Raw genomic sequence first — 6266 nt, 5'->3', positions numbered from 1 at the left:
GTCTCGCCGACCGCCTCGCCCGGGCCCGCGACGCGCGGCGGCTCGGCGTCGTGCCCGAGGGCGGCGCGCAGCAGGTCGGGCAGGTAGGCGCCGGTGGCGGGGGACCAGTAGCCGGTGCCGGACGCGTCGCCCCGGTCGGTGACCGGTTCGTCCGCGCCGAGCCGCCAGGTCAGCCAGTCGTGCGGGAGCATCACCCGCTCGGTGCGGCGGGCGTTCTCCGGTTCGTGCTCGGCCATCCAGCGCAGCTTGCCGACGGTGAACGAGGCGAGGGGCACGCTGCCGGTCCGCTCCGCCCACGCCCGTGGCCCGCCGAACTCGGCGACCAGGGCGCGGGCCTGCGGCGCCGAGCGGGTGTCGTTCCACAGCAGCGCGGGCCGGACGACCTCGCCGCCGCCGTCGAGCGCGACCATCCCGTGCTGCTGGGCGGCGACGGCGACCGCGTCGGCGCGTTCGAGCACGTCGCGGACCCGCGACAGCGCGTCCCACCAGTGCCGGGGATGGCATTCGGTGCCGTCCGGGTGGGGGGCCGACGCCTCCGCGACGACGGCGCCGTCCCCGGCGCGGCAGAGCACGACCTTCGTCGACTGCGTCGACGAGTCGACGCCCGCCACCAGGGTCTCGGCCATGCGCCCTCTTTCGTAAAGAGTATGGACTAATTAACGTAGCAGATGGCATCGGCCCTGCCCAGGAACCGGATTGAATTAGGGTGGACTCATGACGAAGTCCGGGAACGCCCCCGTCCGGCACGCGACGATGCGGGGCCGCAACCTCGCGGTCGTGCTGGAGCACATCGCCCGGCACCAGCCCGTCACCCGGGCGAGGCTCGCCGAGCTGACCGGCTTCACCAAGACCACCGTCTCCAACCTGGTCGGCCTGCTGGAGGGGGCGGGCCTCGTCCGCGACGGCGCGCCTGTGCACGAGGGCGAGCGCGGCCGGCCGGGCGTCGGCGTGTCGATCGCCGGGGACGGCGCCGCCGGGCTCGGCCTCGAGGTGAACGTCGACTACCTCGCCGCGTGCGTGCTCGACCTCGGCAAGCAGGTCCGGTACCGGCACGTGGTCAGCTCCGACAACCGCGGCCGTCCGCCCGCCGACGTCCTCGCCGCGCTGGCCGCGCTCGCCGCGGAGGCCGTCACGGCGGTCGCCGGCCAGGGCCTCGCGGTCGCCGGCGCCGCCGTCGCGCTGCCCGGCCTGCTCGACCGCGAGCGCGGCGTCGTCCGGCACGCCCCGAACCTCGGCTGGACGGACGTCCCCGTCCCCACCGCCTTCCCCGTCGCGCCGCCGGCCGGTGCGGCGCCGCTGCCCGCCGAGTACGACAACGAGGCGAACCTCGCCGCGCTGGGCGAGCTGTGGTTCGGGGACGGCGCGCGGCTCGGCGACTTCGTGCACGTCTCCGGGGAGGTCGGGATCGGCGCCGGCATCGTCGTCGGCGGCCGGGTCTTCCGCGGCGCGCACGGCTTCGCCGGCGAGCTCGGCCACCTGGTCGCCGACCCCTCCGGCCCGCCCTGCTCGTGCGGCGGGCGCGGCTGCCTGGAGCAGATCGCGGGGCAGGAGGCGATGCTGCGCGCCGCCGGCGTCCCGCAGGCGAGGACGGTCACCGGCCCGGACGGCTCGGTGAACGCGCTCCTCGACCGGCTGAACGGCGGTGACGCCGCCGCCCTCGCCGCCGTGGACCGGGCGGGCCGCGCGCTCGGCGGGGCGCTCGCCTCCGCCGTCAACCTCCTCGACCCGGACGCGATCGTGCTCGGCGGGGTCTTCTCGCCGCTGGCCGCGTGGATCCGGCCGCCGCTCGAAGCGGTCCTGGCCGCCGGGACCGGGGCGCTGCGCCGCGGCGTCCCGGCGGTGGAGGTGTCCGGCCTGGCCGAGGGCGCCGCCGTCCTCGGCGCGGCCGGGCTCGTCATCGAGCGCGTCATCGCCGACCCCGCCCGCCTCCTCTAGTCGGACGGGAGGGGGAGGTACTCGAACCACTCGAAGTCGGCGTGGTTCGTGCTGCACCGGCCGTGGGAGGTGGCGTAGAGGCCGACGAGGACGCCGGTGAAACCGCCGGCGACCTGGCTGGTCAGCAGGTCGCCGTCGACCGGGTCGCCCAGCGGCGTCCACTGCCCGGGGCGCGGGGAGTAGGACGCCTGGTACCAGCGGCCGCGGGCCTCGAACCCGAGCCCGACGCCTCCCGGCCCGACCGGCGCCTCGGCCAGGACGGTCGTGACGCCCCGCTCGCGTGCGGCCAGCCGCACCCTCCCGCCCGTCACGGCCAGCACGACGAGGAAGTCGCCGTTCTGCATCAGCGCGAGCCCGGCCTCCTCGCCGTCGCCGCCCGCGAAGTCGACCGCGGTGAACGCGGCGAACTCCGGATGCCGCTGCCGCCGTCCGACGAAGGACGGGTTGGCGGTGCCGTCGAGGCCGTCCGGACGCACTCGCAGCCGCAGCCGGCCGGGACGGTCGGTCAAGCTCCACCACCGCTCGCGCGGCGTCCGCAGCATGACCCAGGACGGGTCGAGCTCCGGCCCGTCGAACCGGTCGCAGGCCGGGACGGCGGGCCACCGGTGCTCCGGCAACGACGGCGCACGACCCTCCGCCTCGACCAGGCCGGCGGCGACCGGCCAGCCGTCCTCCCAGGTGAGCGGGGCGAGGAACGTCTCGCGGCCGAGGGCACATCGGTCGCCGTGGTGCGGGCGCATGGCGAGCAGGACCATCCACCACTCGCCGTCCGGCGTCTCCACCAGGTCGGCGTGCCCGGTCCCGACGACCGGGTGGCCGGAGCCGAGGTGGCGGTGGGTCAGCACCGGGTTGCGGGGACTTCCCTCGTAGGGGCCGGTGACGCGGTCGGCCCGCGCGACCATCACCGCGTGGTCCATGGCGGTGCCGCCCTCGGCCGTCAGCAGGTAGTACCGTCCGCCGACGCGGTAGAGGTGCGAGCCCTCCGACCAGATCGCGCCCTTCAGCGCTCCGTCCCAGATCAGGTGCTCCTCGCCGGTGAGCGACAGCGACCCGGGTTCGAACTCGCGCAGCCAGATCTCGGTGTGCCCCTCGTACCGGCCGGTCGGCCGGGTCCCGGTGCACCAGGCGCGGCCGTCGTCGTCGAAGAACAGGGACGGGTCGATGCCGGCGCCCGCCAGCCGCACCGGGTCCGACCACGGCCCGGACGGGTCGCGGGCCGTCATGACGAAGTGCCCCGACCAGTCCGGGCCGTCCACGAGGGTGCAGACCAGGTAGAAGGTGCCGTCGTGGTGGCGCAGCGTGGGCGCGTACAGCCCGCCGGACGCGGGGACGCCGTCCAGCGGGAGCTGTTCCGGCCGGTCGAGGGCGTGCCCGATCGGCCGCCAGTGCACCAGATCGCGGCTGTGGTGCACCGGCAGGCCGGGGAACCACTCGAAGCTCGACGTCACGAGGTAGAAGTCGTCGCCGACCCGGCAGATCGACGGGTCCGGGTGGCAGCCCGGCAGGACGGGGTTGCGGAAGCGCCTCACAACCGCGTCACCCGCACCGGGACGGTCAGAACGCGGTCCCGGCCGGGCTCGCGGACCGGCCCGTCCAACGTGAACGAGCCGCGCAGCGGCAGGTCGCCGCTGGACCGCCCGACGGCGACCTCCACCACTCCCGGTTCGACGACGCGCCGCAGGTCGGGGCCGGTGAAGGAGGTCCGGTCGGCGTGCACCTCGAACGCGACCCGGGCCGCCTCGCCCGGCTCCAGCCGGACCCGCGCGAACCCGGCGAGCCAGCGCACCGGCCGCACCACCGACGCGACCGGGTCCGACAGGTACAGCTGGACGACCTCGGTCCCCGCGCGGTCCCCGGCGTTGCGGACGACCGCGCTGACCGTGACCGTCCCGTCCGTGCCCGCCCGCTCGTCCGCCCGCAGGTCGGCGTACTCGAACCGGGTCCAGGTCAGGCCGTGCCCGAACGGGTAGAGCGGCGCGGGGTCGACGCTGCTCCAGCCGTGCGCGCCGTCCATCGCCGACCGCAGGTAGGGCGCGGACGGGCCGGACGCGCGCAGGGGCACGCTGAGCGGCAGCCGCCCGGACGGTTCGAGCCGCCCGGACAGCACCCCCGCGACGGCCGGTCCGCCCCGCTGCCCGGGGAAGAACGCCTGGACGACCGCGGCGGCACGGTCGGCGACGCCCTCCAGCGCGTACGGGCGGCCGGTGAACAGCACGACGACGGTCGGCGTCCCGGTGTCCAGGACCGCGGCGGCGAGGTCGGCCTGCCGGCCCGGCAGCGCGAGGGTCCGGGCGTCGCTGCCCTCGCCGGACGTGCCGCGTCCGAACAGCCCCGCGCGGTCGCCGAGCGCGAGCACGCACACGTCGGCGGCCCGGGCGGCCTCGGCGGCGGCGGTGATGTCGGCGTCGTCGGGTTCCAGCGCGTCCCCGCCGGCCGCCACCCGCAGATCGGCGCCCTCGGCGCGGAGCGCGTCGGCCAGCGTCGGGATCTCCACGCCCAGCGGCAGGTCCGGATGCCCGCGCCCGACGTGTCCGGGGAAGGTGTAGGCGCCCAGCATCGCGAACGGGTCGTCGGCGAGCGCGCCCACCACCGCGACCCGCGCGTCGGACGCCAGCGGAAGCACGCCGTCGTTGGCGAGCAGCACCACCGACTCCTCGGCCACGCGCCGGGCGAGCGCCCGGTGCTCCGGCGGATCGAGGTCCGGTGCCTCAAAGCCCGGCGCGTCGGAGTCCGGCTCCGTTCCGGCGGGGGACGGCGGCCCGTCGAGCAGGCCCAGCTCGGCCTTGAGCGTCAGGACGCGGGCCGCGGCGCGGTCGAGCAGTTCCTCCGGGACGGCGCCGCTCCGGACCGCGTTGACCAGCGGTGCGCCGAAGCAGCGGACGCTCGGCAGCTCCATGTCGACGCCGGCGCGCAGCGCGGCGGCGGCGGCCTCCGCCCGCGATCCGGCCACGCGGTGGCGGGACTCCAGGAAGGAGATCCCGAAATAGTCGGCGACCACGATTCCGGTGAAGCCGAGTTCGTCGCGGAGCAGCCGCGTCAGCAGGCCCTCGTCGGCGGCGGCGGGCATACCGTCCACGGCGGTGTAGGAGTGCATGACCGACCGGGCGCCCCCGTCGCGCAGCGCCATGACGAACGGTTCCAGGACGACGTCGGCGAACTCGCGCGGCCCGATCGGCGCGGGCGCCATGTTCCGGCCGTCGCGGGACGCGGAGTACCCGGCGAAGTGCTTGAGCGTCGCGATCACACCGGACCGTTCCAGCCCCCGCGCGTAGGCGGTGCCGAGGACGCCGACGAGGTACGGGTCCTCGCCGACGCACTCCTCCGTCCGGCCCCAGCGCGGGTCGCGGACGACGTCCAGCACCGGAGCGAGGCCCTGGTGGACGCCCGCCGCCCGCATCACCGAGCCGATCGCGGCCGCCATCTCCTCCACGAGGCCGGCGTCGAAGGTGGCGCCCCACGCGGGCGGGCTCGGGAAGATGGTCGCGCCCCAGGTCATGAAGCCGTTGAGGCACTCCTCGTGCGCGATCGCCGGGATCCCGAACCGGTTCCCGGCGGCGACGCGGCGCTGCAGGTCGCACAGCCGGGCCGTGCCCTCGGCCGCCGTGACGGGCGCCGTCCCGAACACCCGGGTGAGCTGCCCGAGGCCGTGCCCGACCACCTCGTCGAGCGACGGCGCCTCTTCCTGGAAGTCGTCCTCCATCGGGGCCACGGGCTCACCGGCTCCGGAGGGCACCGCCCAGTACCCGGCGAGCTGCCCCGCCTTCTCCTCCGGCGTCATCCGGGCCAGTAGGTCGGCGGCCCGCGCGGCGGCCGGCAGCGCGGGGTCCCGCCACGGTTCACGGACCGCGTGCGCGGCGGGAGCGGCTTCGGTCATCGTTCCTCCGTGGGGGGCGGGGCGGTGGACGCGCGGACGCGCAGCTCGGTGGCCAGTTCCACGCGCGGCGTCAGCGGCGGGCGCCCGTCCAGCAGTTGGAGCAGCGTGCGGGCGGCGACGCGGCCCATCTCCTCCAGCGGCTGCCGGACGGTGGTCAGCGGCGGCGACAGCCACTCGCAGGTCGGCAGGTCGTCGAAACCGACGACGCTGAGGTCCTCGGGGATGCGCAGCCCGGCGAGCCGGGCCGCCTGGTAGGCGCCCATGGCCTGCTCGTCACTGCCGGCGAAGACCGCGGTCGGCGGCTCGGGCAGCTCCAGCAGCTCGCGGGTGCGGGCGAAGCCGCCGCGGTGGTGGAAGTCGCCGTACCGGACCAGGTCCTTGTCGACCTCGATCCCGGCGCGCTCCAGCGCCGTCCGGTAGCCGTCCACGCGGGCCTGCGTGCAGAGCATGTCGGCGG

5 protein-coding genes are annotated in these 6266 nt (G+C 76.3%); 1 reads left to right on the top strand and 4 read right to left on the bottom strand.

Annotated features, from left to right (window positions below):
* Window positions 1-626: FGGY family carbohydrate kinase (locus AB0J52_RS22920; RefSeq protein WP_500183987.1), on the bottom strand; the 626-nt coding region annotated here is incomplete at its 3' end.
* 88 nt (window positions 627-714) lie between these two features.
* On the opposite strand from AB0J52_RS22920, the gene AB0J52_RS22915 reads away from it, so the two are divergent.
* Window positions 715-1935 (top strand): ROK family transcriptional regulator, encoded by a 1221-nt coding sequence (locus AB0J52_RS22915; RefSeq protein ID WP_500183986.1) that lies wholly within the window; start codon window positions 715-717, stop codon window positions 1933-1935.
* Here AB0J52_RS22915 and AB0J52_RS22910 read toward each other — a convergent pair.
* The 3 genes from AB0J52_RS22910 to AB0J52_RS22900 form a co-directional block, all read right to left on the bottom strand.
* On the bottom strand, window positions 1932-3464 hold the full coding sequence (locus tag AB0J52_RS22910; RefSeq protein ID WP_500183985.1) for a glycoside hydrolase family 43 protein: 1533 nt from the start codon (window positions 3462-3464) through the stop codon (window positions 1932-1934). The two genes, AB0J52_RS22915 and AB0J52_RS22910, sit on opposite strands and share 4 nt — an antisense overlap.
* Complete coding sequence (locus AB0J52_RS22905; RefSeq protein WP_500183984.1) at window positions 3461-5809, bottom strand: beta-glucosidase; 2349 nt, start codon at window positions 5807-5809, stop codon at window positions 3461-3463. Before AB0J52_RS22905 ends, AB0J52_RS22910 begins: the two co-directional genes overlap by 4 nt.
* Window positions 5806-6266: substrate-binding domain-containing protein (locus tag AB0J52_RS22900; RefSeq protein ID WP_500183983.1), on the bottom strand; the 461-nt coding region annotated here is incomplete at its 5' end. The genes AB0J52_RS22905 and AB0J52_RS22900, both read right to left, overlap by 4 nt.

It is taken from the genome of Spirillospora sp. NPDC049652 (assembly GCF_040675125.1).
GTDB lineage: Bacteria > Actinomycetota > Actinomycetes > Streptosporangiales > Streptosporangiaceae > Spirillospora.
The sequence above is the reverse complement of the archived record's forward strand: the minus strand, read 5'-3'. Positions and strand labels throughout refer to the sequence as shown.

Coding starts and splice junctions, on each gene's coding strand:
- AB0J52_RS22905 (WP_500183984.1), bottom strand. CDS start 5,809: ATGACCGAAGCCGCTCCCGCCGCGCACGCGGTCCGTGAACCGTGGCGG.
- AB0J52_RS22915 (WP_500183986.1), top strand. CDS start 715: ATGACGAAGTCCGGGAACGCCCCCGTCCGGCACGCGACGATGCGGGGC.